Origin of the sequence: Nonomuraea thailandensis (genome assembly GCF_024172165.1) — a bacterium.
Taxonomy (GTDB): Bacteria; Actinomycetota; Actinomycetes; order Streptosporangiales; family Streptosporangiaceae; genus Nonomuraea; species Nonomuraea thailandensis.
Genome location: NZ_JAMZEB010000002.1, coordinates 7,871,183 through 7,892,720 on the forward strand (window position 1 = coordinate 7,871,183; position 21,538 = coordinate 7,892,720).

At 74.5% G+C, this 21,538-nt stretch carries 20 protein-coding genes and 1 pseudogene; 12 read left to right on the plus strand and 9 right to left on the minus strand.

Translation table 11 applies throughout. The features are described from left to right. Positions 1 to 85: 85 nt before the first annotated feature. Positions 86 to 679 carry a TetR/AcrR family transcriptional regulator gene (locus HD597_RS39905; RefSeq protein ID WP_253749469.1) on the minus strand — a complete coding sequence of 198 codons (594 nt, stop codon included), beginning with the start codon at positions 677 to 679 and terminating at the stop codon, positions 86 to 88. 98 nt (positions 680 to 777) lie between these two features. Here HD597_RS39905 and HD597_RS39910 point away from each other — a divergent pair, with 98 nt between their 5' ends. Continuing rightward, on the plus strand, positions 778 to 1,917 hold the full coding sequence (locus HD597_RS39910; RefSeq protein ID WP_253749471.1) for a cytochrome P450: 1,140 nt from the start codon (positions 778 to 780) through the stop codon (positions 1,915 to 1,917). 57 nt (positions 1,918 to 1,974) lie between these two features. On the opposite strand, the gene HD597_RS39915 is transcribed toward HD597_RS39910, so the two are convergent. Continuing rightward, entirely contained in the window at positions 1,975 to 2,883 is a 909-nt protein-coding gene (locus tag HD597_RS39915) for a cyclase family protein (protein ID WP_253749473.1), read from the minus strand. A gap of 30 nt (positions 2,884 to 2,913) precedes the next feature. Here HD597_RS39915 and HD597_RS39920 point away from each other — a divergent pair, with 30 nt between their 5' ends. Then, on the plus strand, positions 2,914 to 4,161 hold the full coding sequence (locus HD597_RS39920; protein ID WP_253749475.1) for a serine hydrolase domain-containing protein: 1,248 nt from the start codon (positions 2,914 to 2,916) through the stop codon (positions 4,159 to 4,161). A 12-nt stretch (positions 4,162 to 4,173) separates the two neighbouring features. Here the strand turns inward: HD597_RS39920 and HD597_RS39925 are convergent, their stop codons facing one another. Together HD597_RS39925 and HD597_RS39930 are read right to left on the minus strand one after the other, a co-directional pair. Further along, positions 4,174 to 4,914 (minus strand): SDR family NAD(P)-dependent oxidoreductase, encoded by a 741-nt coding sequence (locus tag HD597_RS39925; protein WP_253759670.1) that lies wholly within the window; start codon positions 4,912 to 4,914, stop codon positions 4,174 to 4,176. After that, on the minus strand, positions 4,914 to 5,507 hold the full coding sequence (locus HD597_RS39930) for a cysteine hydrolase family protein (RefSeq protein WP_253749477.1): 594 nt from the start codon (positions 5,505 to 5,507) through the stop codon (positions 4,914 to 4,916). Before HD597_RS39930 ends, HD597_RS39925 begins: the two co-directional genes overlap by 1 nt. 161 nt (positions 5,508 to 5,668) lie before the next feature. On the opposite strand from HD597_RS39930, the gene HD597_RS39935 reads away from it, so the two are divergent. The 7 genes from HD597_RS39935 to HD597_RS39965 all read left to right on the plus strand — a co-directional run bounded on the left by HD597_RS39935 (position 5,669) and on the right by HD597_RS39965 (position 14,912). Then, the gene (locus HD597_RS39935; protein ID WP_253749479.1) at positions 5,669 to 7,603 is read left to right on the plus strand and encodes a protein kinase domain-containing protein; all 1,935 of its coding nucleotides are present in this window, start codon (positions 5,669 to 5,671) and stop codon (positions 7,601 to 7,603) included. Between the two features lie 65 nt (positions 7,604 to 7,668). Beyond that, positions 7,669 to 8,031, plus strand: a complete 363-nt coding sequence (locus HD597_RS39940) for a Zn-ribbon domain-containing OB-fold protein (protein ID WP_253749481.1) — start codon at positions 7,669 to 7,671, stop codon at positions 8,029 to 8,031. Continuing rightward, positions 8,028 to 8,351 (plus strand): VOC family protein, encoded by a 324-nt coding sequence (locus tag HD597_RS39945; protein WP_308210788.1) that lies wholly within the window; start codon positions 8,028 to 8,030, stop codon positions 8,349 to 8,351. The genes HD597_RS39940 and HD597_RS39945 overlap by 4 nt, the downstream gene beginning before the upstream one ends. 23 nt (positions 8,352 to 8,374) lie before the next feature. Then, positions 8,375 to 9,883 (plus strand): class I adenylate-forming enzyme family protein, encoded by a 1,509-nt coding sequence (locus tag HD597_RS39950; protein WP_253749483.1) that lies wholly within the window; start codon positions 8,375 to 8,377, stop codon positions 9,881 to 9,883. 20 nt (positions 9,884 to 9,903) lie between these two features. Next, positions 9,904 to 11,973: an acetate--CoA ligase family protein gene (locus tag HD597_RS39955; RefSeq protein WP_253749485.1), complete on the plus strand. Its 2,070-nt coding sequence runs from the start codon at positions 9,904 to 9,906 to the stop codon at positions 11,971 to 11,973. Then, entirely contained in the window at positions 11,960 to 12,709 is a 750-nt protein-coding gene (locus tag HD597_RS39960) for a glucose 1-dehydrogenase (RefSeq protein WP_253749487.1), read from the plus strand. Before HD597_RS39955 ends, HD597_RS39960 begins: the two co-directional genes overlap by 14 nt. Positions 12,710 to 12,971: 262 nt before the next feature. Next, positions 12,972 to 14,912 carry a CHAP domain-containing protein gene (locus HD597_RS39965; protein WP_253749489.1) on the plus strand — a complete coding sequence of 647 codons (1,941 nt, stop codon included), beginning with the start codon at positions 12,972 to 12,974 and terminating at the stop codon, positions 14,910 to 14,912. A gap of 9 nt (positions 14,913 to 14,921) precedes the next feature. Here the strand turns inward: HD597_RS39965 and HD597_RS39970 are convergent, their stop codons facing one another. From HD597_RS39970 to HD597_RS39980, 3 genes are read right to left on the minus strand one after another with little or no spacing between them, the layout of a single operon-like run. Beyond that, complete coding sequence (locus HD597_RS39970) at positions 14,922 to 15,743, minus strand: TIGR03619 family F420-dependent LLM class oxidoreductase (RefSeq protein WP_253749491.1); 822 nt, start codon at positions 15,741 to 15,743, stop codon at positions 14,922 to 14,924. After that, positions 15,740 to 16,684 carry an acyl-CoA dehydrogenase family protein gene (locus HD597_RS39975; protein ID WP_253749493.1) on the minus strand — a complete coding sequence of 315 codons (945 nt, stop codon included), beginning with the start codon at positions 16,682 to 16,684 and terminating at the stop codon, positions 15,740 to 15,742. Before HD597_RS39975 ends, HD597_RS39970 begins: the two co-directional genes overlap by 4 nt. Continuing rightward, on the minus strand, positions 16,681 to 17,775 hold the full coding sequence (locus tag HD597_RS39980; RefSeq protein WP_253749495.1) for an acyl-CoA dehydrogenase family protein: 1,095 nt from the start codon (positions 17,773 to 17,775) through the stop codon (positions 16,681 to 16,683). The genes HD597_RS39975 and HD597_RS39980 overlap by 4 nt, the downstream gene beginning before the upstream one ends. A gap of 52 nt (positions 17,776 to 17,827) precedes the next feature. On the opposite strand from HD597_RS39980, the gene HD597_RS39985 reads away from it, so the two are divergent. After that, on the plus strand, positions 17,828 to 18,865 hold the full coding sequence (locus HD597_RS39985) for a helix-turn-helix domain-containing protein (RefSeq protein WP_253749497.1): 1,038 nt from the start codon (positions 17,828 to 17,830) through the stop codon (positions 18,863 to 18,865). Between the two features lie 7 nt (positions 18,866 to 18,872). On the opposite strand, the gene HD597_RS39990 is transcribed toward HD597_RS39985, so the two are convergent. Together HD597_RS39990 and HD597_RS39995 are read right to left on the minus strand one after the other, a co-directional pair. Beyond that, positions 18,873 to 19,832: an alpha/beta hydrolase gene (locus HD597_RS39990; protein WP_253749499.1), complete on the minus strand. Its 960-nt coding sequence runs from the start codon at positions 19,830 to 19,832 to the stop codon at positions 18,873 to 18,875. A 94-nt stretch (positions 19,833 to 19,926) separates the two neighbouring features. Then, entirely contained in the window at positions 19,927 to 20,595 is a 669-nt protein-coding gene (locus HD597_RS39995; protein WP_253749501.1) for a type 1 glutamine amidotransferase domain-containing protein, read from the minus strand. 72 nt (positions 20,596 to 20,667) lie between these two features. Between HD597_RS39995 and HD597_RS67045 the strand changes: the two are divergent. Together HD597_RS67045 and HD597_RS40000 are read left to right on the plus strand one after the other, a co-directional pair. Further along, positions 20,668 to 20,799: pseudogene (locus HD597_RS67045) on the plus strand (LysR family transcriptional regulator); the annotation flags it as partial. Positions 20,800 to 20,940: 141 nt separating this feature from the next. Then, the gene (locus tag HD597_RS40000) at positions 20,941 to 21,522 is read left to right on the plus strand and encodes a LysR family transcriptional regulator (protein WP_372513642.1); all 582 of its coding nucleotides are present in this window, start codon (positions 20,941 to 20,943) and stop codon (positions 21,520 to 21,522) included. The last annotated feature ends 16 nt before the right edge of the window (positions 21,523 to 21,538 follow it).

The following is a 21,538-nucleotide window of genomic DNA, read 5'->3' on the forward strand; positions in this document are numbered from 1 at the left end:
GTGGCCGGAGCGGCGCGGGCGACGCGGGCCACACGCAGCGGGCCACGCGACGCGGGCGGAGCGGCGCGCGACACGGGCGGAGCGGCTACGGGCGGGGTAGGGGGAGGCCTGCTTCGAGGTGGGCGAGGGCGTCGTCGAGGAGGGCCGGGGCGTCGAGGTCGCGGTCCTTCACCCAGTCGGCCCAGATCCCGACCAGGACGCCCATGATCGCCCCGGTGACGTTGCGGATCCCCGGGTCGTCCGCCGGGCGGCCCTCCCGGGCCGCGAGGCGCTGCCGAAGGGTCGAGGCCACGCCGGTCACGTTGTCGATGCTCGCCGCCCACAGCTCGGGCACCGTGAGCATGAGCACCTCCCGCTCCAGGCTGTCGGCGCGCTCCTCCGGCGTCTGCGCCTCGATCATGGCCCGCATGGCCATGCGCACGGCCCGCACGGGCGGCACGTCGGGCGGCACCTGGTCGAGCGCCTCCACGAACGGCGGGAACTGGTCGACGATCACCAGGTCCTCCTTGGTGGCGAAGTAGCGGAAGACGGTGCTGGGCGCCACCTCCGCCGCCTCCGCCACCTGCTCGACCGTCGTGGCCGCGTACCCCTGCTCTCGGAACAGCCGCAGCGCCTCCTTCTGGATCAGCGCCCTCGTCTTGGCCTTCTTCCGCTCGCGCAGGCCCGGTCGATCACTCATGTCTCCGCATTCTCGGGGGTACGGCGCCTCACGTCCACTTCCAGGAGTCTGCCACGAACAGCTATACAACTCTCTTTTGAGATTCTACTCTCAAAATTATGCGACTTCCCACGTCCCGCGACCCCCGATGCCCCTTCGACCCGCCTGCCGAGCTTCGCGAACTGCCCGCGATGAGCAGGCTGGAGTTCCCCGACGGCCATCTCGGCTGGCTGGCCACCACGGCCGAGGCGGCCAGGACCGTGCTCGGCGATCCCCGGTTCAGCGCGCGCCGCGAGTTCAAGCACGCCCCCGTACGGTTCACCACGCCCGGCGAGCCGGGACGCCCCGCGCCCCCGGGCTTCTTCGGCGCCATGGACCCGCCCGAGCACACGCGTTACCGCCGCCTGCTCACCGGCCAGTTCACGCTGCGCCGCATGCGCCTGCTGGAGCCGCGCGTCGCGCGCATCGCCGCCGGCCGGCTCGACGCGATGGCCGCTGCGGGGCCGCCGGTGGATCTGGTGAGCGCGTACGCGCTGCCGATCCCGTCGATGGTCATCTGCGAGCTGCTGGGGGTGCCGTACGAGGATCACGAGTTCTTCCAGGAACGCGGCCTGCAGCTCGTCGCGGTGGGCGGCGACGTGGAGAAGGCGTCCGCCGACCTGGGGGCCTATCTGGGCGAGCTGGTACGGCGCAAGCGGGCCGAGCCCGGTGACGACCTGATCAGCGGGCTGACCGGCGACCTCGCCGACGAGGAGCTGATCAACGTGGCGATGATCCTGCTCGTCGCCGGCCACGAGACGAGCGCGAACATGCTGGCCCTCGGCGTGTTCGCGCTGCTGGAGTCGGGGCTCCCGTACGAGGAGGGCGCGGTGGAGGAGCTGCTGCGATGGCTGGCGATCGTGCAGCACGGCGCGCCCAGCAGGGCCGCCCGGCAGGACGTGGAGGTGGCGGGCACGCTGGTGAGGAAGGGCGAGACCGTGGCGCTGTCCCTGCCGGTGATCAACCGGGATCCCGCCGTGTTCGACCGGCCTGACGTGCTCGACCCGGGCCGCGAGGAGGCCCGTCGGCACCTGTCGTTCGGGCACGGGGTGCACCAGTGCCTCGGGCAGCAGCTCGCCAGGATGGAGCTGCGCATCGGCTACGGCGCGCTGTTCGGGCGCTTCCCCGGCCTGCGGCTGGCCGTGCCGGCGGCGCGGGTGCCGCTCAAGCAGGACAGCGCGGTGTTCGGCGTCACGTGCCTGCCGGTCGCCTGGGACTGAGGGGCCGGAGCACAGGATCGCGAGCGGGTGAGCGGGCTCTCCGTGCCACCCTCCATGTCACAGGATCGCGAGCGGGGTGAGCGGGCTTCCCGTGCCGCCCTCGATCCGCAGCGGCGCCGCCACGAACACGAACTCCGTGCGGCCCGCCGCCGCCAGCTCCTCCAGCCACAGCATCTCGATCAGGTGCACGCCGTGCCGGTGCAGCAGCAGGAGGTGCAGGTCGTCCTCGATCGGCTCCTCGGCCAGCCCGCGCGCGTCGAGCCCGCCGATGGCGGCGTTGTCCGAGGCCACGGCGGCCACGTCGTGCGCCGCCAGCCACCGCCCCGCCTCCGCCGACAGCCCGGGCTGGCCCGACCAGTACTCCTCGCGCGAGCGTTCCCACACCAGCGGCCAGCCCGTACGGATGACCGCCACGTCCCCGGCCCGCGGCACGGCGATCTCCTCCAGCAGCTCGGCGGGGATCCGGTGGCCGGCGGGCAGGTGATCGAGGCCCAGCCGCCGCGGCACGTCGTACAGCACTCCCCTGGCCACCACGCCGCCCACGTGCTCGATCCCGCACCGGGTGGCCCCGTACGAGCGCACCCTGGCGGCCGGGTGGCCGTTGTAGAGCTCGTCGCCGGACCACATGTGGCACAGCGCGTCCATGTGCGTGGTGGTGCCGTGGTGGGTGACGATCAGGGCGTCGTCGGCCACCCGCAGGCCGGCGCCGATCGGCCGGGCGCCGGCCGCGTAGTCGCCGCCGTCCACGGACATGAAGTGCTGCGGCAGCGGCCTGCCCGGCAGGTGCGGCACCGTGCCGGGGGCGGGCGAGGAGGTGGCGCCCCTGATCGGCATGGCCAGGCTGAGCACCTCGCCGGAGACGGCGCTGCGCAGGGCGTCGAGCACGACGGACGGGGTGAGCAGGTTCAGGGTGCCCCGCTGATCGTCTGGGCCGAATCGTCCCCAGTTGTTAGGCTCGGTGACCAAGTAAGCGCTCCCTTTCTCTGCGGAGGTCTGATGCACTGCGATCCTCGGTTCTCCCGCGTGCGCGAGGTGTTCGAGCGGCATTTCGCCGACGGCGAGGAGCTGGGCGCGGCCTTCGCCGTCCACCTGGACGGCGAGCTGGTCGTGGACCTGTGGGACGGCGTCGCCGACCGGCACACGGGGCGGCCGTGGGAGCGGGACACGCCCGCCTTCGCCTACTCCTGCACCAAGGCGGTCACCGCCGCCGTGCTGCTGCAGCTCGTGGAGCGCGGGCAGGTGGACGTCACGGCGCCGGTCGCCGAGGTGTGGCCCGAGTTCGCGGCGGCCGGCAAGGGGGCGGTCACCGTCGAGCACCTCCTGTCCCACCAGGCCGGGCTGCCCGCGCTGGAGGAGCCGGTGCCCGTCGAGGAGTTCGAGGACCAGCCGGCCATCGCGGCCAGGCTCGCCGGTCAGGCGCCGCTGTGGGAGCCGGGGTCGGCGCACGGATATCACGCGCTGACGTACGGGTTCCTGGTGGGCGAGGTGGTCAGGCGGGTGACGGGCAAGTCGGTGGGCGAGCTGGCCTCGGCCGAGATCGCCGGGCCGCTGGGGCTGGAGCTGTGGGTGGGGGCGCCGGACCCGGTGATCGAGCGGGCGGCGCGGCTCACGGCCGGCGAGCGTACGCGCGACGACCGGCCCGCCGCGACCGCCACCCCCACCGCTGTCACCGCCGTCACCGAGCCGGCGCCCTCCGGGCCCGAGCCGGCGGGAGCAGGAGGCGAGGCCGCCCCGGCGGCAGGGGGCGGGCGGGCGCCGAACGTGCTGGAGGAGATGGCCAGGGCGGCGCTCGACCCCGGCAGCCTGATGAACCGGGCGCTCGGCAACCCCGCCATCAACCTGCTCAAGGGCGGCGCGAACAACCCGGTGATCCTGCGGGCGGGCTGGCCGGCCGCCGGGATGGTCACCACCGCCCGGGGGCTGGCCGGGTTCTACCGCGCGCTGATCGCCGGCGAGATCCTGCGCCCCGAGACCCTGCGGGAGGCGCTGCGGCCCCGGGTGAACGGCCCCGACCGGGTCCTGCATCTCGACACCTCCTTCGGCCTCGGCTTCATGCGGCCGTCGGGGACGTTCCTGGTGCCCTCGCCGAGCGCGTTCGGTCATTCGGGCGCCGGCGGCTCGATCGGCGTCGGCGACCCCGGGCGCGGCCTGGCCGTCGGGTACGTGATGAACAGGATGGCCAACGCGATCTCCGGCAACCTGCGCGGGATGCGCCTGCTGCAGGCCGTCTACGACTCGTTGTGACCGCATGACCGTTCAGTGCATGGTCACGCCGCCGCTCACCGACAGGGTCTGTCCGGTGATGTACGCGGCGCGTTCCGTACACAGGTAGGCGACCAGCCCGGCGACGTCGGCGGGCGTCCCGAGGCGGCGCAGCGGGATGCCCCGCGCGATCCTGTCCACCAGCCCCGGCTCCGCCGCGGACACCCGGCGGAGCATGGGGGTGTCGGTCGGGCCCGGGCAGACCACGTTGGAGGTCACGTGCGCCCGGGCGGCCTCGCGGGCGAGCGTCTTGGCCAGGCCGAACAGGCCCGCCTTCGTCGCCGCGTACGCCCCCTCGCCCCCCGACCCGGCCCTGGCCCCGTCGGAGGAGACGAACACCAGCCGCCCCCATCCCCTGGCCATCATGCCGGGCAGGAGCAGCTTGGTCAGCAGCATCGGCCCGCGCAGGTTGACCTGCCACATGAGGTCCCAGCCCGCGGGGTCGCTCTCGGTGAACGGCTCCACGATCGCCACCCCGGCGTTGTGCACCAGGATGTCCACCTCGCCCACCGCGCCCGCGAACTCCGCCACGGAAGCCGGTGAGGCCAGGTCCACGCGCATCGCCCGCCTCCCCGCGCCCGCCCGGTCCGCGTCCTGCTCCGCGCCGGCCAGGTCCACGTCGGCGATCACGACCTCGGCGCCGAGCGCGGCCAGGTCGGCGGCGATGGCCATGCCGATCGCGCCCGCTCCCCCGGTCACCACCGCCGTGCGCCCGTCCAGGCGCAGCCCGTCCATCATCGTTTCCACGCCTCGACCAGGTCGGCGGCGGTGGCCCGGGTGGCGAGCAGGCTGATCGTGTGCTTCAGCACGGCCCGCGCGTACTCCTCGGGCATGCCCGCCACCGCGTCCGTGACGACGGTCACCCGGTAGCCCAGGTTCACGGCCTCCAGCGCCAGGCCGGGGATGCCCAGGTTGAGCGAGACGCCGAGCGCGACGACGGACGTGACGCCCAGCGAGCGCAGGGTCATGTCGAGCGAGGTGCCGGTGAACGGCGAGAACCCGTGGTGGCGCCGGCTCTCCAGATCGCCGTCCTCGCGCAGCTCGGGCAGCACCTCGATGGCGGGCGTGCCCTCCAGCATGTGCCGCGGGTCCTTGAGCAGGGAGACGATGAACGGGCAGTTCGCGGTGTGGGAGCCGGCCCGGCCGGGCCGGAACGCGGCCGTGCAGTGGATCACGGGCAGCCCGGCCTGCCTGGCCGCCTGGAGCAGGCGGGTGGCGTTGGCGGTGACGTCGTGGCGCGCGCACGCCTCCACCAGCTCCGGAAATTTCGTCAGATCGCCGACCACGCCCCGCTGCATCTCCATGACCAGCACCGCCACGCGCTCCACCGGCGACCTCCACGCTTCTAGCCGAGCGCTTGCTTGGTATCCGGGCCAGCATAACACCGGGTGAAATCTCCCGCCTCGTGACAACCGGAACCCCGGGTGAGACCGTCGAATTCAAGACGGCTGCCTGATGGGGGTAGGACTTGGTCCCTGGTTACCGTGAAGTGCGCCAGCTCGGCGCCGGCCGCACCGGCCGCGTCTTCCTCGCCACCTATCAGTCGACCGGCGCGTACGTGGCGATCAAGTACCTGAACGCCACCCTGCGCCGGGACGCCGAGTTCATGGACCGCTTCCGGTCGGACACCCCGCACCTCGTCGAGCTCGACCACCCCGACGTGGTGCGCCTGTACGAGTACGTCGAGACCCCCACCAGGGCCGCCGTGGTCATGGAGCTGGTGGACGGCGTGTCGCTGCGCACGCTGCTGGCCGAGCACGGCCACGTCACCCCCGAGGCGGCGCTGGCCGTGCTCAAGAGCACGCTGCTGGCCCTGGCCGCCGCCCACGAGCGCGGCGTGCCGCACCGGGACGTCACGCCGGACAACATCCTGGTGCAGGCCGACGGCAGCACCAAGCTGGGCGACTTCGGTGTCGTGGTGCACGCCGAGGAGCCCGGCGTGCCGGCCGGCACCCCCTGGTACATGTCGCCCGAGCTGTGGACGCGCGGCGCGGCGGGGCCACCCGCGGACCTGTACGCGGCGGCGTGCGTGCTGTTCGAGGCGGTCAGGGGACGACCGCCGTACGTGGCGGAAAGACGGGGTGCGGGCGGCACGCCGTTCATGGCGGGCACAGACGGCGGGCCGCACATGACGGGCGGGCCGTACCTGGCGGGCAAGGCGGGCGGGGACCGCGCGCCGGACGTGCCCGCGCTGCGCCGTAAGCACGTCGAGGAGCCGTTACCGCTGGAGGTCGCGCCCGACGCGCTGCGCGACCTGCTCAGGCGGGGGCTGGCCAAGGATCCGGCCGGCAGGTACGCCTCGGCCCGGCAGTTCGCGGCCGAGCTGGAGGAGGACGCGGTCGCCGGGTACGGCCCCGACTGGGAGAAGCGCGGGCGGCGGCACCTGGCGGAGCAGGCCACGCTGCTGGCCCTGCGCTTCCCGCTGGCCAGGACCGACAGCCGCACCTCCGTCGCGGCCGGCCTGCGCGACCGGGTGCCCCGGCTGCCGCCGCAGCTCTGGGTGGCGGGCGCGACCGTGGTGGCCGCGCTGATCGCGATCCTGCTGTCCGGCGGCCACCTGCCCGCGGGGCCGGGCACGATCCTCATGCCGCCGCCTCAGGCCCGGACCGAGACCCGGACCGAGGCCCAGACGGAGCCCCGCTCCTCCGAGCCCGCCCCCACGACCCGCACCTCCGGCCCGGCCGCCCGCCCCACCACCGCGCCGCCCGGCACCGCCACGCCTCCCCCGCCCACCCCGCAGGGCGGCACCTCCGTGTCGCTCCCCGCCGTACGCGCGGCCGGCATCGTCGCCTGGAACGGCGCCACGGGCTCGATCTCCGTCTCCGTGGACGGCACGGGCCCCGTGCGGCTGCTGATCGCGTACACGCGGCGGGACGCGGACGGCGGGGCCGCCACGACCGTCCGCCGTGAGACCCGCACCCTGCGCGGGCGCACCTCGTACACCAGCGCGGTCTCGTACGCGCCCGGCGAGCCGGGGTGCGGCGAGCGGGTGCACCTCGGACTCCTGGTGATGACGGAGCCCGCGGCCGCGAACGGGCCGCAGGTGAGCGAGGCCGCGGTGAGCGGCCCCGCCTGCCCGGCACCGTCCCCGACCCGCTCCGCCACGCCGGCCCCGCAGCCGACCCCCTCACCGTCGCTCACGGACTCCCCGATCGCCCCGCCACCCGCCTCCGAGACCCCGGCCGCCCGCCCTTCGGACGCCCCGGTCTCCCGGCTCTCCGACGCCCCGGCCGCGCTGCCCCCGGACCCGCCTGGCTCCCAGCTCTCCGGCGCCCCTGCCGCGCAGCCCTCGGACGCCCCGGTCGCGTGGCCTCCCCCGGACGCGTCCTCCGACGGCCCGATCCAAGGGATGCCGCGCTTCTCCGAGGAGCCGTCGCGCGCGCCGCTCCTGCCCGCCGCCCCGGAGCCGTCCGCACCGGAGTGACCGGCCGCGGGGCGGGATCATCGCGGGCCTTGTCCGGCAACCAAGCGTGCGCTAGCTTGGCAGCGATGAGCGGTGACACCTCCCCCTACTGGGCCGCCTGCGCACGCGGCGAGCTGGTCATCCAGCGCTGTACGGCCTGCGACCGCCGCATCCACCTCCCCGAGCCCGCCTGCCCCTGGTGCGGCGGCCACGAGCTGGTCTTCGAGCCTGCCTCCGGCGACGGCCTGGTGCACACGTACACGGTCGTGCACCGCTCGTTCGCCCCCGCGTACCGGGGGCGCGAGCCGTACGTGATGGCCTGGGTGGACCTGCCGGAGGGGGTGCGGGCGTTCGGGCACATGGTGGAGTGCCCGCCCGAGCAGGTGCGCATCGGCCTGCCGGTACGTGTGACGTTCCGAGACGACCTGCCCCATTGGAGGCCCGCGTGAAGCTGGGCAACGTGCTGATCCCCGTCGCCGACCTGGACGAGGCGATCGCCTTCTACGGGCTGCCGGTGAAGTTCCGCGACGGCGACCGGTTCGCCGCGCTCGACGGGGGCGGGGTCACCGTGGCGCTGGCGGGCCCCGCCGAACAGGTCACCGACTCGGCCGCGCCGTCGTACAAGGTGGACGACGTGCCCGCGACCGTGGACCGGATGACGGCGCGCGGCGCCGAGGTGGTGCGGGCGCCCGAGGCGGGGCCGCACGAGACGCGGGCCGTGCTGCGCGATCCCTCGGGGAACGTCTTCGTGCTGTATTCGCCCCTCTGACCAGCCCCAAGGGAGGCACCCCCATGCCCCGATCACCCTACGGCAACTACGGCCACGCGATCCTGACCGCCGGAGCGCTGCGCACGCCCGGCCGGGTGGCGCTGACGTACTGCGGCGAGCAGAGCTTCACCTACGACCGGCTCAACAGGAACGTCAACCGCCGCGCCCACGCCCTGCTCGCCGCCGGCGTCACGCCGGGCAGGCGGGTGGCGGCGCTGCTGAACGAGACGTTGCGGGTGGCCGAGGTGTACCTGGCACAGGCCAAGATCGGGGCGGTCACGGCGGCGCTGAACCCGTACTGGCCGATGGAGACGCTGCGCGACGTGGTGGCGGCGGCGGGGTGCACGGCGTTCGTGTACGACGCGACGGTGGAGTCGGTGGTCGAGCAGATCAGGCCGTCCCTGCCGGAGGTGACCGCCTGGATCCACGTGCGGGACCTGGAGGGAGGCTCCGAGGAGGAGCCGCCGCTGGGCGCCTTCCACGACGACCCGCTGGCGCTCTACTTCACCTCGGGCACGACCGGGCTGCCCAAGGCCGTCGTGCACACGCACGCGTCGTCGCTGGCCACGGCGCAGATCTGGCTGGACGTGCCGCGCGGGCCCGACTCGGTGTTCGGGACGGGCGCGATCATCTGGGGCATCGGCTTCCCGGCCATCGTCGGGCCCGCACTCTACGCCGGGATGCGGCTGGTGCTGGAGCAGGACTGGGGGCCGGCGAACTTCCTGCGGGTCGTGCCCCGCGAACGGGTCACGCACCTGTCGCAGATCCCCTCGTTCTACTCGGCGCTGCTGGCCTCGCCCGAGCACGAGGGCGTGGACCTGTCGTCGATCCAGGTGATCATGCTGGGCGGGGAGCCGCTGACCGCGACCATGCTGGACCGGATCAAGGCCAGGCTGCCGCAGGCCGGCGTGTACTCGTACTACGGGCAGACCGAGGCGCCGTACACGTGCATGGGCAGGGTGGACGACGGCACGATCCCGCTGGGGTCCTCGGGCCGGGCCCGCACGGGGAACGCCGTGCGCGTCACCGACCCGCAGGGGCAGCCGGTGGTCGACGCCGTCGGCGAGATCAACCTGACGGGGCCGCACCGGATGGCCGAGTACGACGGGCTGCCCGACCGGACGGCGGAGGTGCTGCGCGGCGAGTGGTACGTGGGCGGCGACCTCGGGACGCTCTCCGCCGACGGCGTGCTGCGGGTGCTCGGGCGGCGGGAGGACTCGATACTCAAGGGCGGGATCTGGACGCAGCCGTCCGTGATCGAGGAGGCGGCCACGGCGCTGGACGGGGTGGCCGAGGCCGGCGCCGTCGGGGTGCCCGAGGAGGCGGCGGAGCAGCAGGTCCTGCTGGCCGTGGTGCCCAGGGCCGGGCACTCGCTGGACGCCTCCAAGCTGGCGCTGGCTCTGGCGGACCTGCTGCCCGCGCACCAGCGGCCCGATCACATCGTGGTCGCGGACGAGCTGCCGCACTCCCAGGACGCCTCCGGCGGGCCCGGCAAGCTGCTCCGCAGGAAGATCCGCGAGCTGCTCGGGTGAGCGCGGGCCGGGGCACAAGCGTGGGCCGGACCGTCGGGCCGTACGAGCACGAGGTCAAGGCGCTGCTCGCGGAGGCCGGGGTGCCGGTGCCGCGCGGGGTCGTGGTGCGCGGGGACGACTTCGGCGCGGCTCGGGAGCTGGCCGGGCCGCTGGTGCTGAAGGCGTTCGGGCCGGGGCTGACGCACAAGTCCGAGTCCGGGGGCGTGGTGCTGGGGCTGGCGCACGAGGAGCTGGGGGCCGCGGCGGCGGGGATGCGGGCCCGGCTGGAGCCCGCCGGGTTCCTGGTGGAGGAGCAGGCCGAGGCCGGGGTCGAGCTGATCGTGGGGCTGGTGCGGGATCCGGCGTTCGGGCCGGTGCTGCTCGTCGGGCTGGGCGGGGTGTGGGCGGAGGCGCTGCGTGACACGGCGCTGCGGCTCTGCCCGGTCACGGAGACGGACGTGCGGCGCGCGCTGGCGTCCCTGCGCGGCGCCGCGCTGCTGGACGGCTGGCGCGGCGGGCCGCCGGTGGACGTGGACGCGGTGGTCAAGGTCATCATGGCGGTGGGCGGGCCTGGGGGGTTGTGGGAGCGGCTGGAGCTGGGCGAGTTCGAGCTGAACCCGGTCATCGCGGGCCCTTCGGGGGCGATCGCGGTCGACGCCCGCCACCTCCCGGCCGCCCCGGCGGTCCGCGTGGCCGAGCTCCCACCGGAGACGTCCGCAGCCGGCCCGTCACCCGAGGCGGCGGGACGTGCGGGAGGGTTTCTGGCGCTCTTCGAGCCCAAGGCCGTGGCCGTCGTCGGGGCGTCCACGTCCCGGCCGAACTTCGGGAACATGTTCCTCGGCTTCTACCGCGACGCGGGCGTGCCGCTGGTGGCCGTGCATCCGACGGCGGCCGAGGTGGCCGGGGTGCCCGCCGTGCCCTCGCTCGCGCACGCCGACGTGGACTACGCCCTGGTCGCCGTGCCCGCCGAGCGCTGCGCCGAGGTCGTGCGGGAGGCGCGCGGGGTGCCGTTCACGCAGGTGATGAGCGGCGGGTTCGGCGAGGCGGGGCGGCAGGAGCTGGAGCGGGAGCTGGCCGGGGCGGCGCGGGCTGCCGGGACGCGGCTGCTCGGCCCCAACTGCATGGGCGTGTACTGCCCGAGGGGACGCCAGACGTTCGTCGGCGGCGGGATGGGCCCGGCGGGCACGGTCGCGCTGATCTCGCAGAGCGGCGGCCTGGCCGGCGAGGTGATCAAGGTCGGGGAGCGGCGGGGGCTGGCGTTCAGCCGGGTCGTCACCGTCGGGAACGCGGCCGACGTCACCCCGGCCGAGCTGCTGCGCTGGCTGGCGCAGGACGCGCAGACGCGGGCGATCGGGATGTACCTGGAGGACCCGAGGGACGGCCGCGAGCTGTACGAGGCGCTGCGAACGGCGGGCAAGCCCGTGGTGCTGCTGGTCGGCGGGCGCAGCGGGCAGGGGCAGCGGGCGGCGGCCTCGCACACCGGCGGCCTGGTGAGCGACCGGCGGATCTGGGAGGCGGTGGCCGAGCAGACCGGGGCGACGCTGGTGTCCGGGCAGGACGACCTGATCGGGGTGCTGGCGTACTTCCAGGCGCACGGCTCGCGGGCCGCCGGCGGGGAGCAGGTGCTGGTGGTGGGGCCGAGCGGGGGTGCGAGTGTGCTGGCCGCGGACGCGTTCGACCGGGCGGGGGTGCGGCTCGGCCCGCTGCCGGGCGACCGCCTGGACGCGCTGCGCGGGCTCGGGGTGGTGGCGACGGGCAACCCGCTGGAGGTGCCGGTGGGGCCGCTGGGCAGGGCCGGGCTCGTGACCGACGTGATCGACGCGCTCGCGGGGCCGTACCGGGACGTGGTGGCGCACGTGAACGTGCAGGCCTTCTTCACGTACGGGACCGCCCCCGAGCCCCTGTACGACTACACGCACGCGCTGGCAGCCGCCCAGGCCGCGCGCCCCGGCGTGCGGATCATCCTGGTCACCAGGAACGGCGAGTGCGCCCCCGCGGGCGTCGAGGACGAGGTCGGCCGGATCGCGGCGGCGGCGGGGATCCCCGTCTACCGCACCATGGAGGCGGCCGCCGTGGCCGTCGCGGCAGGAGGACGGCATGGGGTTGCTTGACGGCAAGGTGGCGCTGATCACCGGCGGGGCGCGGGGCATGGGGGCGGCGCACGTGCGGCTGTTCCTGGAGGAGGGCGCGCGGGTGGTGTTCGGGGACGTGCTGGACGAGGAGGGAAAGGCGCTGGCGGAGGAGACGGGCGCCACGTACCTGCGGCACGACGTGACGAGCCCCGAGGAGTGGGAGCGGGCCGTGGGGACGGCCGTGGAGGTGCACGGCAGGCTCGACGTGCTGGTCAACAACGCCGGAATCCTGAAATTTCGCCGCATCCAGGACATGTCGCTTGACGACTTCGACCGCGTGATCAGCGTGAACCTCAAGGGCACCTGGCTGGGCGTCAAGTCGGTCATCGAGCCCATGAAGGCCGCCGGGCGCGGCTCGATCGTGAACATCTCCTCCATCGAGGGCTACGTCGGCGCCGAGGGGCTGTCGGCGTACTCGGCCTCGAAGTTCGGCATCCGCGGCATCACGAAGTCGGCGGCGCGGGAGCTGGCCAGGTTCAAGATCCGGGTGAACTCGGTGCACCCCGGCGCGATCAACACCGCCATGGCGCTGGACCCGGACATCGTGGCCGAGGTGGACGCCGACGCGTTCGTGAAGTCCATGGTCATCAAGCGGTTCGCCAAGCCCGTGGAGGTGTCGCACGTGGTGGCGTTCCTGGCCTCGGACCGGGCCAGCTACTGCACGGGCACCGAGGTGACGGTGGACGGGGGCCTGCTGACCGGCGCAGGGTACTGACACCTTACCCCAAGGTAGATCTTTTAGTGTTAAACCGCCTAGCCTCGGACATTTCTGGCAACATCACTGACCTGCGGTTTCCAGCCCCGGAGGGCATGATCGCCCCCGGGGACGTGCGCAACCTGGGGTTACGACTTGGTAACCTCACTCAGCACGGAAGACGACAGGCCTCCGGTTTTGTCACACCAGTCCCGGGTTCCCCTCCTTACCCAGTGCTGCGTGGATAAACCCGGTCTTGCCCGGAAGGTGCCCCCATACCTCCATGACGCCAGAGATCCAGAAGTACATCGAACTGCTCGAGAGCCAGCTCGGGTACTCGGAGAAGTCCGGGTCGTACACCAAGTTCGGCGACTGGTACGGCAAGAACGTCGAGTTCGACGCCGACTACAGCTCGGCGCCGTGGTGCGACATGTACCTCTCCTGGGCCGCGCACAAGCTCGGCTACGAGGAGTGGATCGGGCAGTTCGCGTGGACGGTGGCGCACGCGGAGTGGTTCAAGGAGCAGGGGGCGTGGGGCAAGACGCCCAAGCCGGGCGCGTTCGTCTTCTACGACTGGAGCGGCTCCAACGACATCGACAGGATCGACCACGTCGGCATCGTGACGAGGGTCGAGGGCGACACCATCCACACGATCGAGGGCAACATCGACGGAGGCGTCGCCAAGCGCAAGGAGCGCGACACCAGCAAGGTGGTCGGCTACGGCTACCCCGAACGCGTCAAGGAGCGGCTCGACGCGGCGGCGGCGAAGAAGAAGGCCAAGGAACAGGCCGAGGCCGGAACGATCCAGATCCCCGAGGAGTCGCTCAGCTCGCTGATCCCCCGGGCGGAGGGCGGCCGGTCCGCCCAGGCCCCCATCGACGCGGGCCGGATCCAGTCGCAGGACCCCACCAGGGAGCAGCCGCCGTCCACGGGGCGGGTCGAGGGCCAGACCCCGGCCGAGGCCCAGGGCCGTACCCAGGACCAGCCCAGGAACGAGACCCCCCGCTCCGACTCGGCCTCCGCGCCGGCGGCCACCGCGGCGCCCCGCTCCGGCTCGCACTCGACCACCCTTCAGCAGAGCCCGCAGGCCGGCGCGTCCCCCGCGCCCGGCGCCATCAAGAAGGGCAAGCACGCCAAGCCCGCCACGGCCGGCACCGAGGCGGCCACGGCCGAGCCGCTGCCGTCCCACACCGACGCCTCCGCCACCGGCCCGCTGCCCGCCATCGACTCCCCGACGCTGATCGGCTCGGCCCTGGTCGCCGCGCTCGCGCTGCTCGCCGTGGCCAAGACCCGCCGCCTGCGCCTGAGCCCGGCCACCGCCGGCAAGCCGGCGCGCCCGTCCCGCGCCAAGGGCCGCCGCCGTCGCCGCGGGCCCGCGCCCGTGACCGCCGACGCCACCGCGGTCCAGCGCCTCGTCACCGCCGACCTCACCGCGGTGGAGCTCCAGGAGAACGCCGACCGCCTCGCCACGTCGGCAGCCCTGCGCTCCCTCGGCGCCGCGGACGCCGCGTCCGACGTCCTGAGCTCCGTGACCGCCTCCGACGTCCGGCACCGCGCGACGTCCAGGGCCGCCTCCAGGGACGCGGTGCGCTCCGGCGGCGCCCGGCACCGCAAGCTGCCGCTCGACACCAGGCCGTTCGACCTGACCACGGACGCGCGCCGGCATCATCATGCGGGGGACCCCCACGCCACCGGGCACCCCACGCGCCGCCACGCCCCCGGCCATCACCGCCGCGTCACCGGTGCGGGCTCGTTCACCCCCGCCTTCGACGACCAGCCCTACGAGCCGGACTTCGACCAGAGCCGCTTCGCGTTCACCGAGCACACGGCGCCCCTGGAGCGCATCACCTTCACCGACGAGACGGGCCCCCTGGAGCGCATCACCTTCACGGACGAGACGGGCCCGCTGCGGCGCATCACCCTCACGGACGCGACCGGCTCGGTGGAGGTCGTCCTCGACACGGGCCCGCTCCAGCGCTTCGTGGACACCAGCCCGTTCGAGCGCATCGTCATCCCGGGCGCGACCAGCACGTTCGACGCCTTCAGCCCGCCGCGGCGCAGGGGCGGCGACATCCTGGACCCGTCCGGCCCCTCCTACCGGGGGCGGCGCAGGAGCGGCGCGCGCGTGGAGGAGCACGCCCCGTCCGACGTCCCGCTCAGGGGGCGCCGCCACCGCAGGACGCACGAGCAGCAGCTGGTCGGCGGGGGCCGCCACCGGGCCTGAACCCCGCCTTCAGGACGGGTTCCCGACGTCGTACTCGCCGGCGAAGGCGGCCAGCCCGGACACCGCGTCCCTGCTGCGCGTCCAGGGGCGGACGATCAGCCGCTCCACCCCGAGCTCCGCCCAGTCGTCCACCTCGCCGGGCGAGGCCAGCTCGTACGCGTGCGCGGTCACCGCCACCCCCGCCCCGAGCCGGGCGAGCTGGGGCCTGATCGACTCGATCGTGTGCGGCATGCTGATCCACCCGTCGCACAACGTGGCCGCCCGGCGCAGCGCGGCGGCCGACTCACCGCCCGCGAGCACGGGCAGCCGCCGCTGCACCGGTTTGGGCTCGAAGGCGACCTCGGGAAAGGCGTAGAACCGCCCGGAGTGGGCGACCAGCGGCTCGCTCCAGAGCCGCCGGACCACCTCGATCGCCTCGTCCAGCCGAGCTCCCCTGGTCCTGAACGGCACCCCGGCCGCCTCCCACTCCCCCCGGTACCAGCCCGCGCCGACGCCGCAGATGGCGCGTCCGGAGGAGACCACGTCCAGGGTGGCGAACGCGCGGGCCGACACGAACGGATGGCGCAGCGCGAGGAGCTGCACGGCCGTGCCGAGCCGGACGCGGGTGGTCAGGGCGGCCAGCCAGCACAGGTACGCGGGCGCGTCGAACAGCGGCGTCTGCGGCTTGATCCCCGGGTCGGAGGTGCCCGGGTAGACGGCCAGGGACAGGTCGGTGGCGAAGACGAGGTGCTCGGGCAGCCACACCGACTCGAACCCCAGCTCGTCGGCCGCCACCGCCACGTCCTTCCAGGCGGCGGGATGCACGAGGCCGAGGGGGACGCCGAACTTCACGGGCGCCTCCCCGTGATCGCGGCGCGCAGGCGTTCGCGGTGGGCGGCCGTGGTGCCGTACGCGGCGGACAGCGACCAGGCGCGCGCGAGCCAGAACCGCAGGTCCAGCTCCTCGGTGTAGCCGATCGCGCCGTGGACCTGCAGCGCGACCCTTGCGGCCAGCACGGCGGCCTCGCCGGCGGCGGCCTTGGCGGCGCCGGCGTCCCGCTCGTCGCCGTCCGGTTCCACGGTCAGGGCCGCCCGGTACACCAGCGGCGCCGCGAACTCCACCGCCACGGCCACGTCGGCGAGCTGGTGCTTGACGGCCTGGAAGGACCCGATCGGCGCGCCGAACTGGGTGCGCGCGCGGGCGTAGGCGACGGTGACCGCCAGCAGCTCCCTGGCGACGCCGACGAGCTGCGCGGCGGTGGCCACCGCGGCCCGCGCCAGCGCCGGCCCCACGGGCCCCGGCAGGGCCTCGGAGCGCGAGAACGCCACCTCGAACAGCGGCCGGCACGGGTCGACGCCGCGCCGGGGCGTGAGCCGCGCGTCCTGGCGCGAGATCACCCGCGCGCCGCCGTCCCGCACCACCACCAGCAGGTCGGCCAGGTCGGCGTCGGCCAGGTACGCCTGCCCCGGCGGCAGCACGCCGACGCACACCGCGCCGGAGGCCAGCTTGGGCACCTCGGCCATCAGGAACGGCGCCACCACGGCGGTCTCGACGACCGGCCCCGGCAGGCACGCGCGCCCGGTCTCCTCCAGGGCGGGCAGCACGTCCACCAGCGCGAGCCCCAGCCCGTCGGCCGACTCGGGCAGCAGCAGCCCGAAGAACCCCAGCGCGGCGAGCTGTTCCCAGGCGGGCCGCCGCTCCGCCCGCAGGGAGCCGGGGGGGCAGTGCGTACGCAGCACGTCCCGCACGGTCGCGGCCAGCGCGAGCTGATCGTCGTCGAAGCCGAAGTTCATCGCGGCAGCCCCAGGACCCTCTCGGCGACGATGTTGCGCTGGATCTCGTTCGTGCCCGCGTAGATCGGGCCGGCCAGCGAGAACAGGAACCCGTCCAGCCAGTCCTCCGCGCGGTCCCCCAGCAGTTCCAGGGCCAGCGCGTGCATGCGCAGATCGAGCTCGGACCAGAAGATCTTCCCCAGGCTGGCGGCGGGCCCGATCTCCTCCCCCGCCATGATGCGCCGCGCCGTCCCGAAGGTGTGCAACTGGTACGCCTCCGCCTCCACCCGGCACCTGGCGGCGCGGTCGGCGAGCGCCGGGTCCGCGTCGCGGGCCAGCTCGGCGAGCCGGTCGGCGGTGGCCAGGAAGCGGCCGGGGCTGCGCAGGGTCAGGCCGCGCTCGGAGGAGGTGGTGGCCATCGCGATCCGCCAGCCCTCGCCCACCTCGCCGAGCACCATCGAGTCCGGCGTGAACACCCCGTCGAAGCGCAGCTCGGCGAAGCCGGGCAGCCCGTCGAGCTGCGCGATCGGGCGGACGGCGACGTCGGTCAGGGGGAACATGAAGTACGTCAGCCCCTTGTGCCGCGCCCCGGAGGTGCGGAAGAGGCCGAAGCCGTGGGTGGCGAAGGCGGCCCGGGAGCTCCACGTCTTGTGCCCGTACAGCCGCCAGCCGCCGGGGCAGGGCTCTGCGCGGGAGGTCAGGGCGGCCAGGTCGCTGCCGGCCTCGGGCTCGGACCACGCCTGCGCCCACACGTCGTCGCCCCTGGCCATCCTGGGCAGCAGGCGCTCGCGCTGCTCGGGAGTGCCGTGGCGCATGAGGGAGGGGGCGAGCAGGAAGATGCCGTTCTGGGTGACGCGGGCGGGGCAGCCGGCGGCCCAGTACTCCTCCTCGAAGATCAGCCAGTCGATGAGGGAGGCGCCGCGCCCGCCGTACTCCTCGGGCCAGGAGACGGCGGACAGCCGCGCGCCCGCCAGCTCCGCCTCCCAGGCGCGGTGCGCCGCGAAGCCCTGCGCGGTGTCCATGGACGGGAGCGGCGGCGGCTTGTGCCCGGCCAGCCAGTCGCGAACCTCCAGCCGGAAGGCCCGCTCGGCCGGGGAGAAGTCGAGATCCACATCTACCAACCTAGCGCACGCTTGGTATCGCGGCCAGGCTAGTGTGGACCTCGTGCAGGGACTGCTGCTGCGGCTCTCCACGCTCGACGCCGACGCGGAGAGCGCGGTGCGGGTCATCGCCTACTTCGACTCGCTGCTGCGCGACCACGTGAGCGTGCCGGTGCTGCTCAAGGCCACGGCCCGGCTGACACAGTGCCCGGTCGGCCTCCTCGACGCCGCCACCGGCCGGCGCACCCGCGTCCGCGCCGACGGCTCGGCCGACACGCCGGCCGTCCCCTCCTCCGCGCGCGAGCTCAGCTCCGGCCTCGGCGCCGTCTGGATGGAACGCGAAGGGCCCGCGCACGGGCTCGACGAGATCGTGCTCGAACGCTACGCCGCGGCGGCCGAGGTCACCCTCGAACGCGCCGCCGCCCTCGCCCGCACGGGGCAGGACCCCGCCCTGGTCGAGCTGGTCCTGTCGGACGGGACCGGCGAGGCCGAGCGCGCCCGCGCCCTGCGCCTGCTCGGCCTCGACCCGGCCACGCCGCTGCAGGCCCTGGCCATCGCGCTGCCCGACCAGGGGCTGGCCGCGGGGCTGCGGGCGATGGGCCACCACGTGCGCGCCGCCACGATCGGCGACACGGCGGCCGTCCTGGTCGCGACCCCCCTGGAGGCCGGGCTGCCCGGCATCTCCAGGGCCGGCATCGGCCCCGAGGTGCCCGGCGCACGGGCGGCCGAGTCGTGGGCCGGCGCCCGCACCGCGCTGCGGTTCACCGGCCCGCACGACCGGGTGCTGCGCTGGTCGGAGCTGGGCGCGCTGGCCCTGTTCGCCGACCTGCCCGAGCAGGCGATCGCGGGCCTGCCCGACGTCCGGGCGATGTCCCGGCTGGGCGAGGAGTCGCTGCTCGCGGTGCGCTCCCTGTGCCTGGCCGGGTCGATCCGGGGCGCGGCCCAGGCCGTCCACCTGCACCACAGCTCGCTGGCCGCCCGCATCGCCCGCGCGGAGTCCGCGCTGGGCTTCTCGCTGGGCGACCAGCCGGGGCGCATGCGCGCCCACCTGGCCCTGGCGTTGGTCCGGCTGCTGGCGAACCGGACCGAGAGCCCCGGCTAGAGCGCGGCTAGAGCCCGAACGCCCGCCTGAGCGCCGCCTCACGGGCCTGCCGCGCCCTGACGCTCAGCGCCGCGCCGGGCACCAGCATGTCGAACCCGTGGAAGGCCCCCGGATACAGGTGGAACTCGGTCGACACCCCGGCCTGCGCCAGCCGCAGCGCGTAGCCGGCGCACTCGTCCCTGAACACCTCCAGCTCCCCCACGTCCACGAACGCCGGGGGCAGCCCCGACAGGTCGGTGGCACGGGCCGGAGCCGCGTACACGGGCACGTCGCCGGTGCCGATCCGGTCGCCGAGCAGCGCCGTCCAGCCGAAGAGGTTGGCCTGCCTGTCCCACACCACGGCCTCGGCGAACTCGTGGCTGGACGGCGTGGTGTTGCGGTCGTCCAGCATCGGGCAGACGAGGAGCTGGAAGGCCACGTCGGGCCCGCCCCTGTCCCTGGCCAGCAGCACGGTCCCGGCGGCCAGCCCGCCGCCCGCGCTGGCGCCGCCCACGGCCAGCCTGCTCACGTCGATGCCCAGCTCGGCGGCGTTCTTGGCGGTCCAGACGAGGCCGGCGTAGCAGTCCTCGACGGGGGCCGGGTGCGGGTGCTCGGGCGCGAGGCGGTAGTCCACGGAGACCACGACCACGCCGAGCCGCTCGACGTACTCGATCATCGGCCCGTCGTCACCCTCGGGCATGCCCATGACCATGCCGCCGCCGTGGATCCAGTAGAGCGCCGGCCGGTCCTCCCCGGGCTCCTCCGGCTGGTAGACGCGTACCCGGAGGTCGGGCGCCCCCTCGGGCCCCGGGATCATGCGGTTCTCGATCGAGATCCGCGTGTCCGGCGCGGGCGCGGCGGCCATCATCGCGTTGACCTGCGCCCGCGCTCCGGGCAGGTCCGCGAACACCGCGGACATGTCGCCGGGCGGCATCGGGAACTGCTCGATCCCGGCACGCAGCTCCGGATCCAGGTTGGGGTGGGCCATGGAGGTTCCTTCCGTGGGGGCGGTGGTGCTACCCCTTGATAGTCGAAGCCCGCACCTCCGGCGCACAACCGCCATCCGGCGGCGATTGCCCGGCTCAGACCCGACGTTCGGCGAGCAGCTCGACGACCCGCTCGGCCAGGGGCGCGGCGCTGGCCGGGTTCTGCCCGGTGGCCAGGCGGCCGTCCACCACCACCCGGGGCTGCCAGTTCTCGCCGGGCTCGTGCTCGGCGCCCCGCGCGACCAGGGCGTCCGCCAGCAGGAACGGCACCACGCCCGCCACGCCGCGCAGCTCCTCCTCGGCGTTGGTGAAGGCCGCCACCCGCTTGCCCGCCACCAGGTGCGACCCGTCGGACAACGTCAGGTTCACCAGCGCCGACGGGCCGTGGCAGACGGCCGCCACGACGCCGCCCCGCTCGTACACCTCGCGGCCGATCCTGATCACGTCGGGGTCGTCCGGGAAGTCCCACATGGTGCCGTGGCCGCCGGCGTAGAGCACGGCGTCGTAGCGGGAGGCGTCCACGTCGGCCAGGCGGGCGGTGTCGCGCTGCTCGGGGGAGGCGACGAAGGCGACCTGGGCGGGGTCGGCGGGGTCGTAGCCGTCCTGGGGCGGCTCGCCGCCCCGCACGCTGGCGACGTCCACGTCGAAGCCGGCCTTGCGGAAGATCTCCCACGGGTGGGCGGCCTCGGGCACGTAGTACCCGGTCCGCTCCACGCCTCCGAGGTCGTCATGGCTGGTCAGAGCTATCAGTACGCGCTTGGTCATGCGCCCAGGATGCCTCCGGCGAGCCATCAGCAACAAATAACGAAAGATGCCATGAGCCATCAGAATAGTGATATGTCGCCTCTCTCGCTGGACCTGCTGCGCACCTTCCTGGCCGTCCACCGGACCGGCTCCATCACCGCGGCCGCACAGACGCTCGGCCTTTCGCAGCCCGCCGTGACCGCGCAGGTCAAGACGCTGGAGTCGACGCTGGACCGGCCGCTGTTCGACCGCCTGCCGCGCGGGGTCGCGCCCACGCCCGCCGCCGACGAGCTGGCCCGCCGGGTCGCGCCGGGGCTCGACGCGCTGGACGAGGTGGTGGCCGCGGAGCTGCCCTCCGGCGAGGCCGTGCACCTGGGCGGGCCCGCCGAGTTCCTGAGCGAGGTGGTCATGCCGATGCTGGCCCCGCTCGTGCGTGACGGGCTGCGGCTGCGCGTCACGCTGGGGCTGTCCGACGACCTCCTGCACGACCTGGCGGCCGGGCGGCTGGACCTCGTGCTGTCCACGATCCGGCCCCGGCTGCGCGGCGTGCAGTCCGACCCGGTGTACGACGAGGAGTTCCTGCTGGTCGCCGCCCCGGGGGTGGGGCCGTCAGAGCCCCTGGTCGCCTACGCCGAGGACCTGCCGATCGTGCGGCGCTACTGGCGCAGCGTGTACGGCCGCCGCCCGTCGATGGCGGCCCAGGTCGTCATGCCGGACCTGCGCGGCGTGCTGAGCGCGGTCCGCGCGGGCATGGGCGTGTCGGTGCTGCCCGCGTACCTGTGCCGGCGCGACCTGGCGGCGGGCACGCTCGTGACGCTGGCCGAGCCCGAGGAGCCGCCGATCAACACCGGCCATCTCGCGGTACGCTCCGGCGCGCAGGCCAGGCCCGCGGTGGCCCGCGTACGCGAGCACCTGGTGCGGGAGCTGCGGGCCGCCGCGTCGTTCTAGCCTCCCCGGGGGCCGC